At 64.3% G+C, this 18,787-nt stretch carries 17 protein-coding genes; 7 read left to right on the forward strand and 10 right to left on the reverse strand.

The window, feature by feature from the left end; translation table 11 throughout:
• Window positions 1-4 precede the first annotated feature (4 nt).
• Window positions 5-172, reverse strand: coding sequence for a rubredoxin (locus PRtIB026_RS02535; RefSeq protein WP_012312109.1), 168 nt, complete (start codon window positions 170-172; stop codon window positions 5-7).
• A 248-nt stretch (window positions 173-420) separates the two neighbouring features.
• Between PRtIB026_RS02535 and PRtIB026_RS02540 the strand changes: the two genes are divergently transcribed.
• Together PRtIB026_RS02540 and ubiA are read left to right on the forward strand one after the other, a co-directional pair.
• A complete protein-coding gene (locus PRtIB026_RS02540) occupies window positions 421-978 on the forward strand; it encodes a chorismate--pyruvate lyase family protein (protein ID WP_203649370.1) in 558 nt (185 codons plus the stop codon).
• Window positions 978-1,868, forward strand: a complete 891-nt coding sequence (gene ubiA, locus PRtIB026_RS02545) for a 4-hydroxybenzoate octaprenyltransferase (protein WP_203649367.1) — start codon at window positions 978-980, stop codon at window positions 1,866-1,868. Before PRtIB026_RS02540 ends, ubiA begins: the two co-directional genes overlap by 1 nt.
• A gap of 102 nt (window positions 1,869-1,970) precedes the next feature.
• On the opposite strand, the gene PRtIB026_RS02550 is transcribed toward ubiA, so the two are convergent.
• Window positions 1,971-2,339 (reverse strand): hypothetical protein, encoded by a 369-nt coding sequence (locus PRtIB026_RS02550; RefSeq protein WP_203649365.1) that lies wholly within the window; start codon window positions 2,337-2,339, stop codon window positions 1,971-1,973.
• A gap of 174 nt (window positions 2,340-2,513) precedes the next feature.
• On the opposite strand from PRtIB026_RS02550, the gene phoB reads away from it, so the two are divergent.
• From phoB to PRtIB026_RS02565, 3 genes are all read left to right on the forward strand, one after another.
• On the forward strand, window positions 2,514-3,203 hold the full coding sequence (gene phoB, locus PRtIB026_RS02555) for a phosphate regulon transcriptional regulator PhoB (protein ID WP_003253341.1): 690 nt from the start codon (window positions 2,514-2,516) through the stop codon (window positions 3,201-3,203).
• Window positions 3,204-3,275: 72 nt separating this feature from the next.
• Window positions 3,276-4,547, forward strand: coding sequence for a phosphate regulon sensor histidine kinase PhoR (gene phoR / locus PRtIB026_RS02560; protein WP_232855495.1), 1,272 nt, complete (start codon window positions 3,276-3,278; stop codon window positions 4,545-4,547).
• A 184-nt stretch (window positions 4,548-4,731) separates the two neighbouring features.
• Complete coding sequence (locus PRtIB026_RS02565) at window positions 4,732-6,072, forward strand: hemolysin family protein (protein ID WP_203649361.1); 1,341 nt, start codon at window positions 4,732-4,734, stop codon at window positions 6,070-6,072.
• Between the two features lie 96 nt (window positions 6,073-6,168).
• Here PRtIB026_RS02565 and PRtIB026_RS02570 read toward each other — a convergent pair whose 3' ends face one another.
• The 8 genes from PRtIB026_RS02570 to PRtIB026_RS02605 all read right to left on the reverse strand — a co-directional run bounded on the left by PRtIB026_RS02570 (window position 6,169) and on the right by PRtIB026_RS02605 (window position 16,942).
• Window positions 6,169-7,068: a peptidoglycan DD-metalloendopeptidase family protein gene (locus tag PRtIB026_RS02570; RefSeq protein WP_203649359.1), complete on the reverse strand. Its 900-nt coding sequence runs from the start codon at window positions 7,066-7,068 to the stop codon at window positions 6,169-6,171.
• Between the two features lie 214 nt (window positions 7,069-7,282).
• Window positions 7,283-8,194: a response regulator gene (locus PRtIB026_RS02575; RefSeq protein ID WP_203649357.1), complete on the reverse strand. Its 912-nt coding sequence runs from the start codon at window positions 8,192-8,194 to the stop codon at window positions 7,283-7,285.
• A gap of 163 nt (window positions 8,195-8,357) precedes the next feature.
• Window positions 8,358-9,128 carry a phosphate signaling complex protein PhoU gene (gene phoU / locus PRtIB026_RS02580; protein ID WP_110736220.1) on the reverse strand — a complete coding sequence of 257 codons (771 nt, stop codon included), beginning with the start codon at window positions 9,126-9,128 and terminating at the stop codon, window positions 8,358-8,360.
• A 194-nt stretch (window positions 9,129-9,322) separates the two neighbouring features.
• Window positions 9,323-10,156 (reverse strand): phosphate ABC transporter ATP-binding protein PstB, encoded by an 834-nt coding sequence (pstB, locus tag PRtIB026_RS02585; protein ID WP_028689970.1) that lies wholly within the window; start codon window positions 10,154-10,156, stop codon window positions 9,323-9,325.
• Window positions 10,157-10,228: 72 nt separating this feature from the next.
• Window positions 10,229-11,899 (reverse strand): phosphate ABC transporter permease PstA, encoded by a 1,671-nt coding sequence (gene pstA, locus PRtIB026_RS02590; protein WP_203649355.1) that lies wholly within the window; start codon window positions 11,897-11,899, stop codon window positions 10,229-10,231.
• Between the two features lie 17 nt (window positions 11,900-11,916).
• Complete coding sequence (locus tag PRtIB026_RS02595; RefSeq protein ID WP_203649353.1) at window positions 11,917-14,205, reverse strand: ABC transporter permease subunit; 2,289 nt, start codon at window positions 14,203-14,205, stop codon at window positions 11,917-11,919.
• 143 nt (window positions 14,206-14,348) lie between these two features.
• Window positions 14,349-15,347, reverse strand: coding sequence for a phosphate ABC transporter substrate-binding protein PstS (locus tag PRtIB026_RS02600; protein ID WP_062575623.1), 999 nt, complete (start codon window positions 15,345-15,347; stop codon window positions 14,349-14,351).
• Window positions 15,348-15,652: 305 nt separating this feature from the next.
• The gene (locus tag PRtIB026_RS02605; RefSeq protein WP_267813517.1) at window positions 15,653-16,942 is read right to left on the reverse strand and encodes an MFS transporter; all 1,290 of its coding nucleotides are present in this window, start codon (window positions 16,940-16,942) and stop codon (window positions 15,653-15,655) included.
• 362 nt (window positions 16,943-17,304) lie between these two features.
• Here PRtIB026_RS02605 and PRtIB026_RS02610 point away from each other — a divergent pair, with 362 nt between their 5' ends.
• Both PRtIB026_RS02610 and PRtIB026_RS02615 read left to right on the forward strand, forming a co-directional pair.
• Window positions 17,305-17,703, forward strand: coding sequence for an acyl-CoA thioesterase (locus PRtIB026_RS02610; RefSeq protein WP_003253317.1), 399 nt, complete (start codon window positions 17,305-17,307; stop codon window positions 17,701-17,703).
• Window positions 17,704-17,776: 73 nt separating this feature from the next.
• Window positions 17,777-18,673: a D-hexose-6-phosphate mutarotase gene (locus PRtIB026_RS02615; RefSeq protein ID WP_203649351.1), complete on the forward strand. Its 897-nt coding sequence runs from the start codon at window positions 17,777-17,779 to the stop codon at window positions 18,671-18,673.
• Window positions 18,674-18,787: the final 114 nt, after the last annotated feature.

The raw sequence follows: 18,787 nt of genomic DNA on the forward strand, positions 1-18,787 counted from the left end.
ACGATCAGCCGATGGCGATCATTTCGAAATCACTCTTGCCCACGCCGCAGTCGGGGCACAGCCAGTCTTGCGGCACATCTTCCCAGCGGGTGCCGGGGGCGATGCCGTCGTCCGGCCAACCTTGGGCCTCGTCGTAGATCAGGCCGCAGACAATACATTGCCACTTCTTCATTTACTGCTGTTCCTCGGTCAGGCTTAAGGATGCGTTGCAGCTGACGGCCTCATCGCGGGGCAAGCCCGCTCCTACAAGGGACGCGCAGTTCCCGAGGGCTGCACTGTACCTGTGGGAGCGGGTTTACCCGCGAAGGGGCTACCGCGCAATTCGTGGGGGCTTTGTACTGGCCCTGCCAGCAGTATGCAAGCAGTCCGGGCAAACATGCTAAGCTCGCCGCCTCTCTGGCCTGTATCAAGCATACCGACGTGCCGTACGAAACCCCGCAAGCAGCCGCTGTCGCGTGGCTGGCGTATCCGCAGCTGGCGACCACCCTCGACCAGCCGACCCTGGGCTGGCTGTTCGACGAGGGCTCCCTGACCCGTCGCCTGACCCGTCTCTCCCACGATCACTTCAGCGTCACACCCCTGTTCGAAGGCTGGCAGCCCCTGCGTGACGACGAGTGCGTCGCCTTGGGCCTGGCGCCTGGCGCGCAGGGCTGGGTGCGCGAGGTCTACCTGCGCGGCCACGGCCATCCGTGGGTGTTCGCCCGCAGCGTGGCCAGTCGCACGGCGCTGGAACGCGGCGGGCTGGACCTGGAGACCCTGGGCAGCCGCTCGCTGGGCGAGCTGCTGTTCTGTGACCAGGCGTTCGTCCGCCACCCGATCGAAGTGTGCAGTTATCCACAGGGCTGGCTGCCCGCCGAGGTCGCCGGCGCCGGATTGTGGGGGCGGCGCTCGCGCTTCGAGCGCGACGGCCTCGACCTGCTGGTGGCCGAGGTGTTCCTGCCCGCCCTGTGGCACGCGGCCAAGGAGGAGAACCGCTGATGTACCTGCAACTGCTCAAGTCGCTCAACCGCCTGCACCCACGGGCCTGGGACTTCATCCAGCTGAGCCGCATGGACCGCCCGATCGGCATCTACCTGCTGCTGTGGCCGACGCTGGTGGCGGTGTGGATCGCCGGCAACGGTTCGCCGACCCTGGCCAACGTGCTGATCTTCGGTTTGGGCGTGGTGCTGATGCGCGCCGCCGGCTGCTGCATCAACGACTTCGCCGACCGCAAGGTGGACGGCCACGTCAAGCGCACCGCTGACCGGCCACTGGCCAGCGGCCGGGTGAAACCCCGCGAAGCGCTGGCGCTGTTCGCCCTGCTGGTGGGGCTGAGTTTCCTGCTGGTGCTGTGCACCAACGCTACCACGGTATGGCTGTCGTTCGGCGCGGTCGCCCTGGCGTTCTGCTACCCGTTCATGAAGCGCTACACCTACTACCCGCAGGTGGTGCTGGGCGCGGCGTACTCCTGGGGTATCCCCATGGCCTTCACCGCCGCGGGCGGCGAGCTGCCGGCCAGCGCCTGGCTGCTGTACATCGCCAACCTGCTATGGACGGTGGGCTACGACACCTACTACGCCATGGTTGACCGTGACGACGACCTGAAGATCGGCGTGAAATCCACCGCCATCCTGTTCGGCGAGGCCGACCGGGTGATCATCCTGACCTTGCAGTTGCTGTCGCTGGGCTGCCTGTTGCTGGCGGGTAACCGTTTCGAGCTGGGCGGCTGGTTCCACCTGGGGCTGTTGGCGGCGGCGGTGTGCTTTGCCTGGGAGTTCTGGTCGACGCGCAAGCTGGATCGGGAGTCGTGCTTCAAGGCGTTTCTGCACAACCATTGGGCGGGGATGCTGGTCTTTGCCGGGGTGGTGCTGGATTACGCGTTGCGCTGAGGCTCACCGTCTCTGTGGGAGCGGGTTTACCCGCGAATGCGATGGCGGCGGCACCGCAGCATTCGCGGGTAAACCCGCTCCCACAGGGTCAAATATCAACCTTCAGGGCTTGGCGATATGCCAGACGTCCTTCATGCCATCACCGGTGGTCTCCCCGGCCTGCTTGTCCTTGACGAAGGTGTACAGCGGCTTGCCGTCGTAGGCCCACTGCATCTTGCCGTCGTCACGCTTGATCTGCGTCCACTTGCCTTCGGCCTTCTCACCATCGCTGACCATCAACGGCGGCCAGTTCTTGGCGCACTCGCCGTTGCACATGGACTTGCCGCCGGCATCCTTGTCGAAGGTGTACAGCGTCATGCCGTTGTGATCGACCCACATGCCGTCCTTTTCCGTGGCGTGATGAGCCGACGCCACCCCCGGCACTGCCAGCGCAGCGCAAAGGGCCATCCAGCTCAGCGTATGTCGTGTCATTGGAATCACCATTGTTTCGGGGGTGGATTGAATGTCCGCGCCGCCTTCGCGGCCCCCTGAAGCCTAGCCCAGTCACGCAATGTCGCCAGAATGGCCAACACCCTGTCACACAGCTGCAATAATTCCGTTATCTAATGCGGGCCAAGACACCGTTCCTGGGAGAGGTAATTGAGCATGGTTGGCAGAAACATTCTGATCGTCGACGACGAAGCGCCTATCCGCGAGATGATCGCCGTTGCATTGGAAATGGCCGGCTATGACTGCCTCGAGGCCGAGAACTCGCAACAGGCCCACGCCATCATCGTCGACCGCAAGCCGGACCTGATCCTGCTCGACTGGATGCTGCCGGGCACCTCGGGCATCGAGCTGGCCCGCCGCCTCAAGCGCGACGAACTGACCGGCGACATCCCGATCATCATGCTCACCGCCAAGGGTGAAGAGGACAACAAGATCCAGGGCCTGGAAGTCGGCGCCGACGACTACATCACCAAGCCGTTCTCCCCCCGCGAGCTGGTGGCGCGCCTGAAGGCCGTGCTGCGCCGCACCGGCCCGAGCGACAGCGAGGCGCCGATCGAAGTCGGTGGCCTGCTGCTCGACCCGATCAGCCACCGCGTGACCATCGACGGCAAGCCGGCCGAGATGGGTCCCACCGAATACCGCCTGCTGCAGTTCTTCATGACCCACCAGGAGCGCGCCTACACCCGTGGCCAACTGCTCGACCAGGTCTGGGGCGGCAACGTCTACGTCGAGGAACGCACCGTCGACGTGCACATCCGTCGCCTGCGCAAGGCGCTGGGTGAAGCCTATGAAAATCTGGTACAAACCGTCCGCGGCACCGGCTATCGCTTCTCGACCAAGAGCTGATCGAAGCCCCAGCGCCCGCTGTACAAGGACTGTCAATTGAACCAGAACTGGCACGCGACCCTGATTCGCCACATGCTCCTGCTGATCACCGTCTGCCTGATCGGCGGGCTGGTCAGCGGCTACTACGGCTGGAGCCTGGCCATCGGCCTGGCCCTGTACCTGGGCTGGACGCTGAAGCAGCTGCTGCGCCTGCACGACTGGCTGCGCAACCACCAGCCCGACGAAGCGCCCCCCGATGGCTACGGCCTGTGGGGCGAGGTGTTTGACAGCATCTACCACCTGCAACGCCGCGACCAGCGCGTGCGCGGCCGCCTGCAAGCGGTGATCGACCGGGTCCAGGAGTCCACCGCCGCCCTGCGCGACGCGGTGATCATGCTCGACAGCGAAGGCAACCTGGAGTGGTGGAACCGCGCCGCCGAGACCCTGCTGGGCTTCAAGACGCCGCAGGACGGTGGCCAGCCGGTGACCAACCTGGTGCGCCACCCGCGCTTCAAGGAGTACTTCGAGTCGGACAACTACGCCGAGCCGCTGGAGATCCCCTCGCCGATCAACGACCGCCTGCGCGTGCAACTGCACCTGACCCGCTACGGCAACAACGAACACCTGATGCTGGTACGCGACGTGACCCGCATCCACCAGCTGGAACAGATGCGCAAAGACTTCGTCGCCAACGTTTCCCACGAGCTGCGCACGCCGCTGACGGTGATCACCGGTTACCTGGAGACGCTGCTGGACAACGTCGAGGATGTGAACCCACGCTGGAGCCGCGCCCTGCAGCAGATGAGCGCGCAAGGCTCGCGCATGCAGACCCTGCTCAACGACCTGCTGCTGCTGGCCAAGCTCGAGGCCACCGACTACCCCTCGGACAACCAGCCGGTGCTGGTCGACACCCTGCTCGGTGCCATCAAGAACGACGCCCAGGCCCTGTCCGGCCCGCGCAACCAGCGCATCAGCCTGGAGGCGACGCCCGGCATTCGTCTCAAGGGCAGTGAGTCGGAGCTGCGCAGCGCGTTCTCCAACCTGGTGTTCAACGCGGTCAAGTACACCCAGGACGAAGGCAATATCCGCATCCGCTGGTGGGCCGACGAACAGGGCGCGCACCTGAGCGTGCAGGACTCGGGGGTGGGGATCGAAGCCAAGCACCTGCCACGCCTGACCGAACGCTTCTACCGGGTCGACTCAAGCCGTGCGTCCAATACCGGCGGCACCGGGCTGGGGCTGGCGATCGTCAAGCATGTGCTGATGCGTCATCGCGCACGCCTGGAAATCAGCAGCGTGCCGGGGCATGGCAGCACCTTTACCTGCCACTTCGCGCCGGCGCAATTGGTGTCAAGCAAAGCCTGAATCATCGCGGGGCAAGCCCGCTCCCACGCACTGCCTAAGCGATCGTGGGAGCGGGCTTGCCCCGCGATGGGACGCATCCCCTTTGCTTTTGCGGCTCCAGCCGCTACATTGGATCCCCCGTGCCAGCCATCGCTGGCACTTTTTTTCTCTTCAATTCAAAGACGGACCCCGTAAAAACTCCATCATGGACCCTTCCCCTGGTATCAGCCTCACCTCGTTGTTCGCCGATTTCGGCATGATTCTCTTCGCCTTGTTCCTGGTGCTGCTCAACGGCTTCTTCGTTGCCGCCGAGTTCGCCATGGTCAAGCTGCGTTCCACCCGGGTCGAATCCATCGCCGAGCTGCACGGCTGGCGTGGCAGCATCCTGCGCAAGGTGCACAACCAGCTCGACGCCTACCTGTCGGCCTGCCAGCTGGGCATCACCCTCGCCTCCCTGGGCCTGGGCTGGGTCGGCGAGCCGGCGTTCGCCCACCTGCTCGAGCCGCTGCTGGCCGCCGTGGGCGTGGACAGCCCCGAGCTGATCAAGGCGATCTCGTTCTTCGTCGCCTTCTTCGTGATCTCCTACCTGCACATCGTGGTCGGCGAGCTGGCACCGAAGTCGTGGGCGATCCGCAAGCCCGAGCTGCTGTCGCTGTGGACTGCCGTGCCGCTGTACCTGTTCTACTGGGCAATGTACCCGGCCATCTACCTGCTCAACGCCAGCGCCAACACCATCCTGCGCATCGCCGGCCAAGGTGAGCCCGGGCCGCACCACGAGCACCACTACAGCCGCGAGGAGCTCAAGCTGATCCTGCACTCCAGCCGCGGCCAGGATCCGAGCGACCAGGGCATGCGCGTGCTGGCCTCGGCCGTGGAGATGGGCGAGCTGGAAGTGGTCGACTGGGCCAACTCCCGCGAAGACATGGTCAGCATCGACGCCCATGCGCCGCTGAAGGAAATCCTCGCCCTGCTGCGCCGTCACAAGTTCAGCCGTTATCCGCTGTATGACGCCGAGCGCGAGGAGTTCACCGGCCTGCTGCACATCAAGGACCTGCTGCTGGAGCTGGCCGAGCTGGACCACCTGCCCGAGACCATCGACCTCGAGGACCTCGCCCGCCCGCTGGAGCGCGTGTCGCGGCACATGCCGTTGTCCCAGCTGCTGGAGCAGTTCCGCAAGGGTGGCGCGCACTTCGTGCTGGTGGAGGAAGCCGATGGCAAGGTGATCGGCTACCTGACCATGGAAGACGTGCTGGAGGTGCTGGTCGGCGATATCCAGGACGAACACCGCAAGACCGAGCGCGGCATCCTCGCCTACCAGCCGGGCAAGCTGCTGGTACGCGGTGATACGCCGCTGTTCAAGGTCGAGCGCCTGCTGGGCGTCGACCTCGACCATATCGAGGCGGAAACCCTGGCCGGCCTGGTCTACGAGACCCTCAAGCGCGTGCCCGAGGAAGAGGAAGTGCTGGAGGTCGACGGCCTGCGCATCATCATCAAGAAGATGAAAGGGCCGAAGATCGTGCTGGCCAAGGTGCTCAAGCTCGATTGATATCCCTGGGGCTGCTTTGCAGCCCTATCGCGGCACAAGGCCGCTCCTACAGTAGATCGCATTCCCCTGTAGGAGCGGCCTTGTGCCGCGAAAGCCTCAAGGGTTGCCGGCAGTAAAATCCGGTAACCCGCCAATCGGCCGGTCGAACTGATACGGTATCGACTCCAGCGCCAACCCCACATTGCGCTGCACCACGAAATGCAGGTGCGGCCCGCTGCTGTTGCCGGTGTTGCCCGACTTGGCCAGCGCCTGCCCCTGGGCCACCCGCTGCCCCTCGCCCACCACCACCGAACCGCGCATCAGGTGCAGGTACACGCCCATGGTGCCGTCCGGGTGCAGGATCCTGACGAAGTTGCCCGCCGGGTTGTTGCCCCGCCCGCTCTGGTTGTTCTCGATCTTCACCACCACCCCACCCCGCGCCGCGATAATCGGTGTGCCTTCGGGCATGGCGATGTCCATGGCGTAGCGACCCTTGGGCCCGAAGTGGCTGAAACGGCCGTTGGGCCCCTGGCTCAGGCGAAACGGCCCGCCCTTCCAGGGGAAGGGATAGCGATAGCCCTGCGGGCGCTGCCCCGGGTCACCCATGGCATAGCGAAACCTGGTGTCGTACCTGAGGCCGACCCCCTGGCGGGCCTGGACCACACTGAGCACCTGGGTCGAGCGCGGCGGCACCAGGCGCCGGACGATACGCGGCGCGTTGCCGCCCTGGGCATTGGCCAGGCGCTCCACGCGCAGTTCCACCTCCATCGGCACGAACAGTTCGTTGCGGGCGACAAAGCGCACGCCACCGGCAAAGGGCTCGGTCTTGAGGCGAACCTGGCCATCCAGGCGCTCGACCATGGGTTCACGGAACACAAAGGCTTTCGCCCCCGGGCTCGGGCGGTCTGAATAGGAGACCACGCCGAAGGTGTCGGTGGTCTTGTAGACGGTCATGCCCAGGCTCGACGCCGAGGCCGTGAGCAAGGCACAGAACAGCAGCAGGCGGGCGGGCGGCATGATGGTGGCTTTTTGACAGTTGTGTTCTGTCGAAGCCTAGCAGCCCGAATAAAGACAAGTTGTGACAGCTGGTCGGAAGTTTCAGAGGATCAAGCAGAGAGCTTTGATCTCTGTGGGAGCGGGTTCACCCGCGAATGCGTCGGCGACAGCACCATCGTATTCGCGGGTAGACCTGCTCCCACAGGGTTCACGTCCACCTATCCAACCCAGGCCATCAGGCCCCGGGCGTGAAGTGCTTCTGCGCCGTACCGCGAGCGATCAGCCGCGACAGGTAGTCGAGCTTCTGCGCATCCTGGTCGACGAACTTGAAGGTCAATTGCAGCCAGTCGCTCTCGGGCTTGGGCTCCAGCGCCGCAATGGCGTGCAGGTAGCCGTTCAGCCGCGCCGTTTCGGCATTCTCGCCTTGCTCCAGGTCCAGCACCGCGCCTTCGAGCACCTGCGGCAGGTTGGCGCCGCGGCGCACCACCAGCAGGGCTTCTTTCAGGCTCAGGGCCTTGATCATGCACGGCTGGGTTCCGCTGGACAGGCGCAGTTGGCCTTGGCCACGGCCAGTCTGGGCCGCGGCGGCGGCAGTCTTTGGCGTGGGGGCGTTGATCAGCGGCTTGGTCGCTGCTGCCACGGGTGCGGCGGCAGGCGCGGTCACCTTGGCCGCTTCCGGACGACCGCCGGTCAGGGCGCTGAGCGAGTCGTTGGCGAACGCCGAGTTGACCCGCGCCGGCGCGCTGGACATCAGGGCATCGAGCTTGCCGATCTTGGTCAGCGACTTTTTCACCTTGGTCAGCAGTTGCTCGTTGGTGAACGGCTTGCCAACGAAATCGGAAACACCGGCCTGGATGGCCTGGATCACGTTTTCCTTGTCACCACGGCTGGTCACCATGATGAACTGCATGGTCTTCATCTCTTCCTGCTGGCGGCACCAGGTCAGCAGCTCGAGGCCGGACATCTCGGGCATCTCCCAGTCGCACAGGACCAGGTCGAAACGTTCCTTGCTCAGCATGGCCATGGCCTTGCGACCGTTGACCGCGTCCTCGATCACCACGCCGGGAAAGGCATTGCGCAGGCACTTTTTTACCAGGTCGCGGATGAACGGGGCATCGTCCACGACCAGCACATTCACTTTACTCATCGATACTCCTCTTGAATCCCGGCTAGCATACCGCCGACTGATGGCCATTTGCCAAACCACTGGTCACGCCGGGACTTCTCACACGGTTCGCGGGTGCCTGCTGGTGCTCGACCGCAAACGAAAACGCCCGGCGGTTGCCGGGCGTTCATGCTCGGGAGCAATCCTATTTATCGTCCGGTTCAGCCGGAACATTAGCGATTTCGCCCTCATCGAACGCTTCGCCCTGCACCTCGGCTTTCATGCGCTTGAGGCCCATGTGGCGCACGTCGGTGCCACGCACCAGGTAGATCACCAGCTCCGAAATGTTGCGCGCGTGGTCGCCGATGCGTTCCAGCGAACGCAGGGCCCAGATCACGCTGAGCACACGGGAGATCGAGCGCGGGTCTTCCATCATGTAGGTGACCAGCTCGCGCAGCGCGGTCTTGTACTCGCGGTCGATGGTCTTGTCGTACTGGGCCACCGACAGCGCCAGCTCGGCGTCGAAGCGGGCGAAAGCGTCCAGTGCGTCGCGAACCATGTTGCGCACCTGGTCGCCGATGTGGCGCACCTCGACGTAGCCACGCGGCGACTCGCCTTCCTCGCACAGCTGGATGGCGCGGCGGGCGATCTTGGTCGACTCGTCGCCGATGCGCTCCAGGTCGATCACCGACTTGGAAATGCTGATGATCAGGCGCAGGTCGGAGGCCGCCGGCTGGCGACGGGCGAGGATGCGCACGCACTCCTCGTCGATGTTGCGCTCCATCTGGTTGATCTGTTCATCGACCTCGCGCACTTGCTGGGCCAGGCCCGAGTCGGCCTCGATCAGCGCGGTGACGGCGTCGTTCACCTGTTTCTCGACCAGCCCGCCCATGGCCAGCAGGTGGCTGCGCACCTCCTCGAGCTCGGCGTTGAACTGCTGGGAGATATGGTGGGTAAGGCTTTCTTTGTTGATCATCGTTTCGCTCCGCGAAGCAGCTGCAAGCTTCAAGTGATTCGTGTCGTTCCCTGGCCTGTAGGAGCGGCCTTGTGCCGCGAAAGGGCCGCGAAGCGGCCCCAGGATTTCAGCCGTGATGCAAAAATCGCCGGGGCTGCTTTGCAGCCCTTTCGCGGCACAAGGCCGCTCCTACACAAGCACCCTGTGGCCAATAGTTAGCCGTAGCGACCGGTGATGTAGTCTTCGGTCTGCTTCTTCGCCGGGTTGGTGAACAGGGTGTCGGTGTCACCGAATTCGACCAGTTTGCCCATGTACATGAACGCGGTGTAGTCCGAAACGCGGGCCGCCTGCTGCATGTTGTGGGTGACGATGACGATGGTGTACTTGGATTTCAGTTCGTAGATCAGCTCTTCGACCTTCAGCGTCGAGATCGGGTCCAGCGCCGAACACGGTTCGTCGAGCAGCAGCACTTCCGGCTCCACGGCGATGGTACGGGCGATCACCAAGCGCTGCTGCTGGCCACCGGACAGGCCCAGGGCCGAGTCGTGCAGGCGGTCCTTGACCTCATCCCACAGCGCCGCGCCCTTCAGCGCCCACTCGACGGCTTCGTCGAGCACGCGCTTCTTGTTGATGCCCTGGATGCGCAGGCCGTAGACCACGTTCTCGTAGATGGTCTTGGGGAACGGGTTGGGCTTCTGGAACACCATGCCCACGCGGCGGCGCAGCTCGGCCACGTCCTCGCCCTTGCGGTAGATGTTGCTGCCGTACAGGTTGATGGCGCCTTCCACGCGGCAGCCATCGACCAGGTCGTTCATGCGGTTGAAGGTCCGCAGCAGGGTCGACTTGCCGCAGCCGGACGGGCCGATGAAGGCAGTCACGCGCTGCTTGGGGATGTTCATGCTGACGTCGAACAGCGCTTGCTTGTCGCCGTAGAACAGGGACAGCCCGGGTACTTCGATGGCCACGGTCTCTTCGGCCAGGCGCAGGCTCTGCTTGTCGCGGCCCAGGGCCGACATGTCGATGCCGTGGGCGTGGGATTCATGCTGCATGGTCAACTCCATACGCTATCAATTCGTTTCAAAGGGCCGCCCGGCGTTCGGGCGGCACGCTTGCAATCAGGATCAGTGGTCGAGGGCCTTGTACTTCTCGCGCAGGTGGTTACGGATCCACACCGCCGAGAGGTTGAGGGTGGCGATCACCAGCACCAGCAACAGCGCCGTGGCGTACACCAGCGGCCGCGCGGCCTCGACGTTGGGGCTCTGGAAGCCGACGTCGTAGATGTGGAAGCCCAGGTGCATGATCTTCTGGTCCAGGTGCAGGTACGGGTAGTTGCCATCCACCGGCAGCGACGGCGCCAGCTTCACCACACCCACCAGCATCAGCGGCGCCACTTCGCCGGCGGCACGGGCCACGGCGAGGATCATGCCGGTCATCATGGCCGGGCTGGCCATCGGCAGGACGATCTTCCACAGGGTCTCGGCCTTGGTCGCGCCCAGGGCCAGCGAGCCCTCGCGCACCGTGCGCGGAATCCGCGCCAGGCCTTCCTCGGTGGCCACGATCACCACTGGCACCGCCAGCAGCGCCAGGGTCAGCGAGGCCCACAGCAGGCCGGGAGTGCCGAGGGTCGGCGCCGGCAGCGACTCGGGGAAGAACAATCGGTCGATCGAGCCGCCCAGCACGTAGACGAAGAAGCCCAGGCCGAACACGCCGTAGACGATCGCCGGAACACCGGCCAGGTTGTTCACCGCGATGCGGATCAAGCGGGTCACCGGGCCCTGCTTGGCGTACTCGCGCAGGTAGACCGCCGCCAATACGCCGAACGGGGTGACGATCACGGCCATGATCAGGGTCATCATCACGGTGCCGAAGATGGCCGGGAAGATACCGCCTTCGGTGTTGGCCTCACGCGGGTCGTCGCTGAGGAACTCCCAGACCTTGGCAAAGTAGGCGCCCATCTTGGTCATGCCCGACATGGCGTTCGGCTGGATGGCGTGGACCACCTTGCTCAGGTTGATCTCCACCTCGCGGCCGTTGCCGTCGCGGGCCACCAGGCTGTCGCGGGCGAAGGCCTGGTGCAGGCCGGTCAGGCGCTCTTCGATGGCCTTGTAGCGGTTGTTCAGCTCGGCGCGCTCGGCGTCCATGTCGGCCTGGGCGGCAGCGTCCAGCTTGCCGTCCAGTTCCAGCTTGCGGCTGTGCAGGCGCAGGCGCTCGAGGCCATGGTTGATGGCACCGATATCCTTCTTCTCCAGCTTCACCAACTGGTCGTTGAACTCGCTGGCGCGCTTGAGGCGGGCCTGCAGCTCGTTCCAGGCCTCGGGGCCCTGGGCGACCACGCGGCCCTCTTCCTTGACGCTGACCAGGTAGCCGTAGAAGTTGCCCCACTCACGACGCTCCAGGGCGATCAGGTCGACCGGCTTTTGCTGGTCCACCAGCCACTCGCCAACGACCCAGGTGAAGTCGCTGCCGTTGAGGTCGCGGTTACCGACCTTGATCAGCTCGCGGGTCATGAACTCCGGGCCCTGCTCGGGCACCGGCAGGCCGGCACCCTTGAGGCGTTCACGCGGTACTTCTTCCTTCTGCACCACTTCACCGACGACCACGTGGTCGGCCTGGCCCGGCACCTTGTAGGTGGCCTGGACCAAGTCGGCCGGCCAGAAGTGGCCCAGGCCGCGCACGGCGATCACGGCCAGCAGGCCGACGGTCATGATGACCGCCATGGCGACCGCGCCACCACTGATCCAGACGCCGGGGGCGCCGCTCTTGAACCAGCCTTTGAGGGAATCCTTTTTCACGGATCTCTACCTTTCTATCAAAGCGACGAGTATTTCTTGCGCAGGCGCTGGCGAATCAGCTCGGCCAGGGTGTTCATCACGAAGGTGAACATCAGCAGCACGAGGGCGGCGAGGAACAGCACACGATAGTGGCTGCCGCCGACTTCCGATTCGGGCATTTCCACGGCCACGTTGGCGGCCAGGGTGCGCATGCCCTCGAACAGGTTCATCTCCATCACCGGGGTGTTGCCGGTGGCCATCAGCACGATCATGGTCTCGCCCACCGCACGGCCCATGCCGATCATCAGCGCCGAGAAGATACCCGGGCTCGCGGTGAGGATGACCACGCGGGTCAGGGTCTGCCACGGCGTGGCGCCCAGGGCCAGCGAACCCAGGGTCAGGCTGCGCGGCACGCTGAACACGGCGTCTTCGGCGATGGAATAGATGTTCGGGATGACCGCGAAGCCCATGGCGATACCGACCACCAGGGCGTTGCGCTGGTCGTAGGTGATGCCCAGGTCGTTGCTGATCCACAGGCGCATGTCGCCCTTGAAGAACCAGCTCTCGAGGAGCGGGCTCATGTACAGGGCGAACCAACCGATCACCAGGATCACCGGGATCAGGATCGCCGCCTCCCAGCCATCCGGGATGCGCAGACGGATCGACTCCGGCAGGCGGCTCCAGCTGAAGCCGGCGAGCAGGATGCCGATCGGCATGATCACGAACAGGCTGAACACGCCCGGCAGGTGGCCTTCGAGGTACGGCGCGAGGAACAGGCCGGCGAAGAAGCCGAGGATCACCGTCGGCATCGCTTCCATCAGCTCGATCACCGGCTTGACCTTGCGGCGCATGCCCGGGGCCATGAAGTAGGCGGTGTAGATGGCAGCGGCGATGGCCAGCGGCGCAGCCAGGATCATCGCGTAGAACGCGGCCTTGAGCGTACCGAAGGTCAGCGGCGACAGGCTCAGCTTGGGTTCGAAGTCGGTGTTCGAGGCGGTCGACTGCCAGACGTATTTAGGCTCGTCGTAGTTCTCGTACCAGACCTTGCCCCACAGCGCGCTGAAGGAGATCTCCGGGTGCGGGTTGCGCAGGCTCAGCGGCAGCAGCTTGCCGCCTTCTTCGATGATGATGCGGTTGGCGCGCGGCGACAGGGCCAACACGCCCGCGCCTTCGGCCACCGGCTCGACCAGCAGGGTCCGATGCGCGGTACTGTGGAACACACCGAGCTTGCCTTCGCTGTCCAGGGCGATGAAGCCCTTGCGGCGCTCTTCGGCGTCGATCTGCACCACCGGGGCCTTGCCCAGCAGGAAGCTGCGGATCAGCTTGAAGCGCGACTCGCCATCCGGGTCACGGGCCATGAACCACTGGCTCAGGCCGCCCTTGGAGTCACCGAAGATCAGCGAGATGCCGCCGACCAGTTGAGCGGTCGCGGTGATTTCGGCGTTGCCGTCTTCCAGCAGCTTGTAGCGGCCATTGAGGCTCTTGTCGCGCAGGCTGAACACGTCGGCGGTGGCGCGGCCGTTGACCACGTACAGCCACTGCTGGCGCGGGTCGATGAAGATGTTCTTCACCACCTCGGTCATCTGCGGCAGCTCGATGCGGTTCTGCTCGATGGTGACCTCGTCGGTCATCATGTTCTCGGTGCGCGACAGTTCGAGCACCTGCAGGTGCGCGCCGGTGGAGCCGGCCAGCAGCAGGGTATCGCCATTGACGTTGACGCTCACGTGCTCCAGCGCACGGCCCTGGTCATCCAGGGTGAACAGGTCCTGGCCATAGGGGTAGTCGATACCCGGCTCGATGGTCTTCTTGTTGTCCGGATAGGTGATCTTGTAGGTGTGGTGGAACACCAGCGCCTGGCCGTTGGACAGGCCCAGCACCACCAGCGGGCTGCCGGGCTGGTCGGTACTGATCGAGCTGACCTGGGCGCCGGCGGGCAGTGGCAGGTCGACGCGCTTCAGTTCATTGCCGGTCTTGGTATCGAAGAACAGCGCCTGGCCCTTGTCGGACACGCGCATGCCCACGAGGTTCTGCTCCTCGAGGGCGATCATCAGGGGTTTGCCGGCGTCCTGTTGCAGCCAGGTCGGCTCCAGGGCTTTCTTGCTGGTCAACTCGGCACCCTGGAACAGCGGCAGCACCACATAGGCCAGGTAGAAGAAGATCAGCGTGATCGCTGCCAGCACGGCGAGGCCGCCCACCAGGACGTACCAGCGGGTCAGACGGTCCTTGAGGGCGCGCATGCGGCGCTTGCGTTGCAACTCGGGCGTATTGAAATCAATGCGCACGGGAGGAGAATTTTGGGTCATTGTGGAGTTGGCCAGATCATTCATGCGCACACCCTAGCGGTCCCGTATGACAAAAACATGACAGTGCAGTGACGCAAAAAAGCCCGCCGCTCAGGAGCCCTGGCTTCGGACTAAGGAATTCGTGGAGGAGGCCGGGCATAGTTGGCACCGGCCTCATCCTCAGTTACTTACTTCTTTGCAACGTTACCCGCGTGGGACAGGCCCAGGTCGGCCAGGGTCTTGTCGACCACTTTGGCTGGCAGCGGGATGTAGCCGTCCTTCACGACAACTTGCTGGCCGGCCTGCGACAGCACCAGCTTGACGAACTCGGCTTCCAGCGGGGCCAGAGGCTTGTTCGGGGCCTTGTTGACGTAGACGTAGAGGAAGCGCGACAGCGGGTAGGTGCCGTTCAGGGCGTTGGCTTCGTTGTCTTCGACGAAGGTGCCGCCGTCTTTCTTGGCCAGAGGCACGGTCTTGACGCTGGCGGTCTTGTAGCCGATGCCCGAGTAGCCGATGCCGTTCAGCGAGGAGCTGATCGACTGCACGACCGAGGCCGAGCCAGGTTGTTCGTTGACGTTAGGCTTGAAGTCGCCTTTGCACAGGGCTTCTTCCTTGAAGTAGCCATAGGTGCCCGATACCGAGTTGCGGCCGAACAGCTGGATTGGCTTGTTGGCCAGGTCGCCGGTCACGCCGACGTCACCCCAGGTCTTGATCTCGCTCTTGCCACCGCACAGGCGGGTGGAGGAGAAGATGGCGTCGACCTGAGCCATGGTCAGGCCCTTGATCGGGTTGTCCTTGTGCACGAACACGGCCAGGGCGTCGACGGCGACCGGGATGGCGGTCGGCTTGTAGCCGTACTTCTGCTCGAAGGCCTGCAGCTCGACGTCCTTCATCTTGCGGCTCATCGGGCCCAGGTTGGCGGTGCCTTCGGTCAGCGCGGGTGGCGCGGTGGAGGAGCCGGCGGCCTGGATCTGGATGTTTACGTTCGGATATTCCTTCTTGTAGGCCTCGGCCCACAGGGTCATCAGGTTCGCGAGGGTGTCGGAACCGACGCTGGAGAGGTTGCCCGATACACCGGTGGTCTTGGTGTAGGTCGGGATTGCAGGATCGACAGCGGCGACCGCATTGGCGGCAGCGACGCCAGCGGCGGCAAAGGTCAGGGCCGCCATCAAACGCTTCAGTTTCATGCCTTGCTCCTAGCAGGAATATCGTGGGTTGTGAGATGGAACGGGCCCAAGTATCTGCAGGCCGCATGAACACTCTATGACTCGAATGTGACAATTGGATGAAAGGCCATCACCGGTTATCCGGGATGGCCTTTCAAGATGTTTCTGGAGGGGGTCGGAGCACGCCCCTGTAGGAGCGGCCTTGCGCCGCGAAAGGGCTGCAAAGCAGCCCCCGACGTTCTTGCAGGAGGCCGAGATCCTGGGGCCGCTGCGCGCCCCTTTCGCGGCACGAGGCCGCTCCTACAGGTCCGCGATTTTTGTTCGGCTCAGCGCTTGTTGACGAGCAGATAGGTACCAACCAGCAGACCAACGGCACACAGGCACGCCACATAATAGGCCGGTGCCATAGGGCTGAACTTGAGCAGCGCGGTCACCACCATCGGCGTCAGCCCGCCAAAGATCGCGTAGGCCAGGTTGTAGGAGAACGACAGGCCACTGAAGCGCACCACTGGCGGGAAGGCCTTGACCATCACGTAGGGCACGGCGCCGACGATACCCACGCACAGGCCAGTCAGGGCGTACAGCGGGAACAGCAGGTCCGGTCGAGTCGGCAGGCTGTGGTAGAAGGCCCAGGACGACGCCAGCAGCGCCAGGCTGCCGACGATGAACACGCGCCCGGCGCCGAAACGGTCGGCAAGGCTGCCAGCCCCGATGCAGCCCAGGCTGAGCAGCACGATGGCCAGGCTGTTGGCCTTGAGCGAATCGGTGGGGCTGACGTGATAGAGGCTCTGCAGCAAGGCCGGGGTCATCAGGATGATCACCACGATGCCGGCCGACAGCAGCCAGGTGAGCAGCATCGACAGGATGATCGCACCGCGATGGTCGCGCAGCACCGCGCGCAGCGGCAGTTCCTCGGCCAGGGCCTTGCGCGCCTGCATCTCGGCGAACACCGGGGTCTCATGCAGCCAGCGGCGCAGGTAGACCGCGAAGAAGCCGAACACCCCACCGAGCAGGAACGGGATACGCCAGGCGTAATCAGCCACTTCCTCGGGGGTGTAGAGCGTGTTGATCAGGGTCGCCACCAGCGAGCCAAGCAGGATGCCCGAGGTCAGGCCCGCAGTCAGGGTGCCGCAGGCATAGCCGGTGTTGCGCGCCGGCACGTGCTCGGAAACGAACACCCAGGCCCCCGGCACCTCGCCGCCGATGGCCGCGCCCTGAATCACCCGCATCAATAGCAGCAGGATCGGCGCCCACAGGCCGATCTGCGCATAGGTGGGCAGCAGGCCCATCACCAGGGTCGGCACCGCCATCAGGAAGATGCTCAGGGTGAACATCTTCTTGCGTCCGAGCAGGTCGCCGAAGTGGGCCATGACGATGCCGCCCAGGGGGCGGGCCAGGTAGCCGGCGGCGAAGATGCCGAAAGTCTGCATCAGGCGCAGCCATTCGGGCATGTCAGCCGGGAAGAACAGTTTGCCGACCACCGTGGCGAAGAACACGAAGATGATGAAGTCGTAGAACTCCAGGGCCCCGCCGAGGGCGGACAGCGAGAGGGTCTTGTAGTCACTGCGGGACAACGGCCGGGACGGCTGCTCGATACTGCTCTGCACGGAGGTCATCGCTGTTCTTTCTCTTGTAGGTCTGCGGACCGCTTGGCATGCGGCTTCTGGATTGGCTAGGCAGCGAAGATAGCAAATTGCCGAGCCGCGCTCATAGCGGTACAAAATCCATACAGATATTCATGAATGTGCGGTCGTCGCTGGCTGTGCAGGTATATATACTGCCCGCTCGTAGGAAAAGGTTGCTTCCATTGTGGGAAGTTGTGCGAAAACGTCGGTCATTGTTGTCAGACTGTTTCGCAGAGTTTCCCTTTGGCCGCCTCGCGAAGCGAAATCAGCGTAGTATGCGTGTTGCTGAATCGTTTTTACGGCGTCCTTCATTGCGCCACCAACGAAGCTTCACGGGTCAGAGGCCCCACGGCATGATTGAGCTCGAACAAGAAGATCCTATCCCGCAGGGCGACCTGGCCTTGCAGATCACCGCGCTGCCGCGCGAGACCAATGGTTTCGGCGATATCTTCGGCGGCTGGCTGGTCGCCCAGATGGACCTGGCCGGCACCGCCATGGCCAGCCGCGTCGCCGGTGGCCGGGTGGCCACGGTGGCCATCGACCGCATGGCCTTCCTGGTGCCGGTGGCGGTGGGCGCTCAGCTGTCCTTCTATACCCAGACCCTGGAGATCGGCCGCAGCTCGATCCAGATGATGGTCGAGGTGTGGAGCGACGACCCGCTGTCCAGCGAATGGCGCAAGGTCACCGAAGCCGTGTTCGTGTTCGTCGCCATCGACGGCAGCGGTCGCACCCGCTCGGTGCCTCGTCGCTGAGCCGAGCGAGCGGTAAACTCATTGCACGTCACCGGGTCCAACGGCCTGACAGACAATCAATGAGATGAGCGCAATGGCTAACTTCACGGTCGAGACCGAGCTTCACGGCGAACTCAATTGCTGGCGCATTACCAGCGAGCATGCCGAACTATTGATCGCCCAGCAGGGCGCGCAGGTCCTCAGCTACCAGCGGATCGGCGAACCGCCGCTGCTGTGGCTGAGCGACCAGGCCATCTTGCGCAAGGGCAAGTCGGTGCGCGCCGGCGCACCGGTGTGCTGGCCATGGTTCGGCATCTTCGAGCGCAACCCGGATTCGGTCAAAGCCATGTTCAAGGGCGAGCAACCACCGGCCCACGGCCTGGTGCGAGGCCGCGACTGGCAGTTGCTGGGGGCCGAGGAACACGGCGACAACCTGCGGATCGAATTCGAACTGCCCGAAGCCCAGGGCGACCTGCCCGGCTGGGCCCACGAGGTCCAGCTCAAGCTGCTGGTGGAACTGGGCGACCAGCTGAAGCTGACCCTCACCAGCTACAACCTCGGCAATACCGATGTCACCCTGAGCCAGGCCCTGCACAGCTACTTCGCGGTAAGCGACGTGCGCCAGGTACAGGTGCAAGGTGTGGACGGGTTGGCCTATATCGAAACCCTGGCCAACTGGGAGCAACGCCAACAGCAGGGCAACCTGGGCTTCGCGGGCGAGACCGATCGCATCTACCTGAACGCCCCTGAGCGCCTGGCCATCGTCGACCCACACTGGAACCGCCGCATCACCCTGCAGGCCGGCGGCTCACGCACCGCAGTGATCTGGAACCCCTGGACCGAGCGCGCCCGCGACCTGCCGGACATGGCCGACGATGGCTGGCAGCGCATGCTGTGCATCGAGACGGCGAATGTGATGGACGACGTGGTGGTGCTCAAGCCGGGGGCGAGTCATGCGATGAGCGTGGCGATCGGTAGCGAAGTGCTCTGATCCGTAATTTTCAGAGTCAGTGCCGCCCCTTTCGCGGGTAAACCCGCTCCCACAGGCCCTCCACTGTTCTCAAGGTCAGTGAAATGCCTGTGGGAGCGGGTTTACCCGCGAAGA

Source organism: Pseudomonas sp. RtIB026 (assembly GCF_016861355.2).
Classification (GTDB): domain Bacteria; phylum Pseudomonadota; class Gammaproteobacteria; order Pseudomonadales; family Pseudomonadaceae; genus Aquipseudomonas; species Aquipseudomonas peradeniyensis.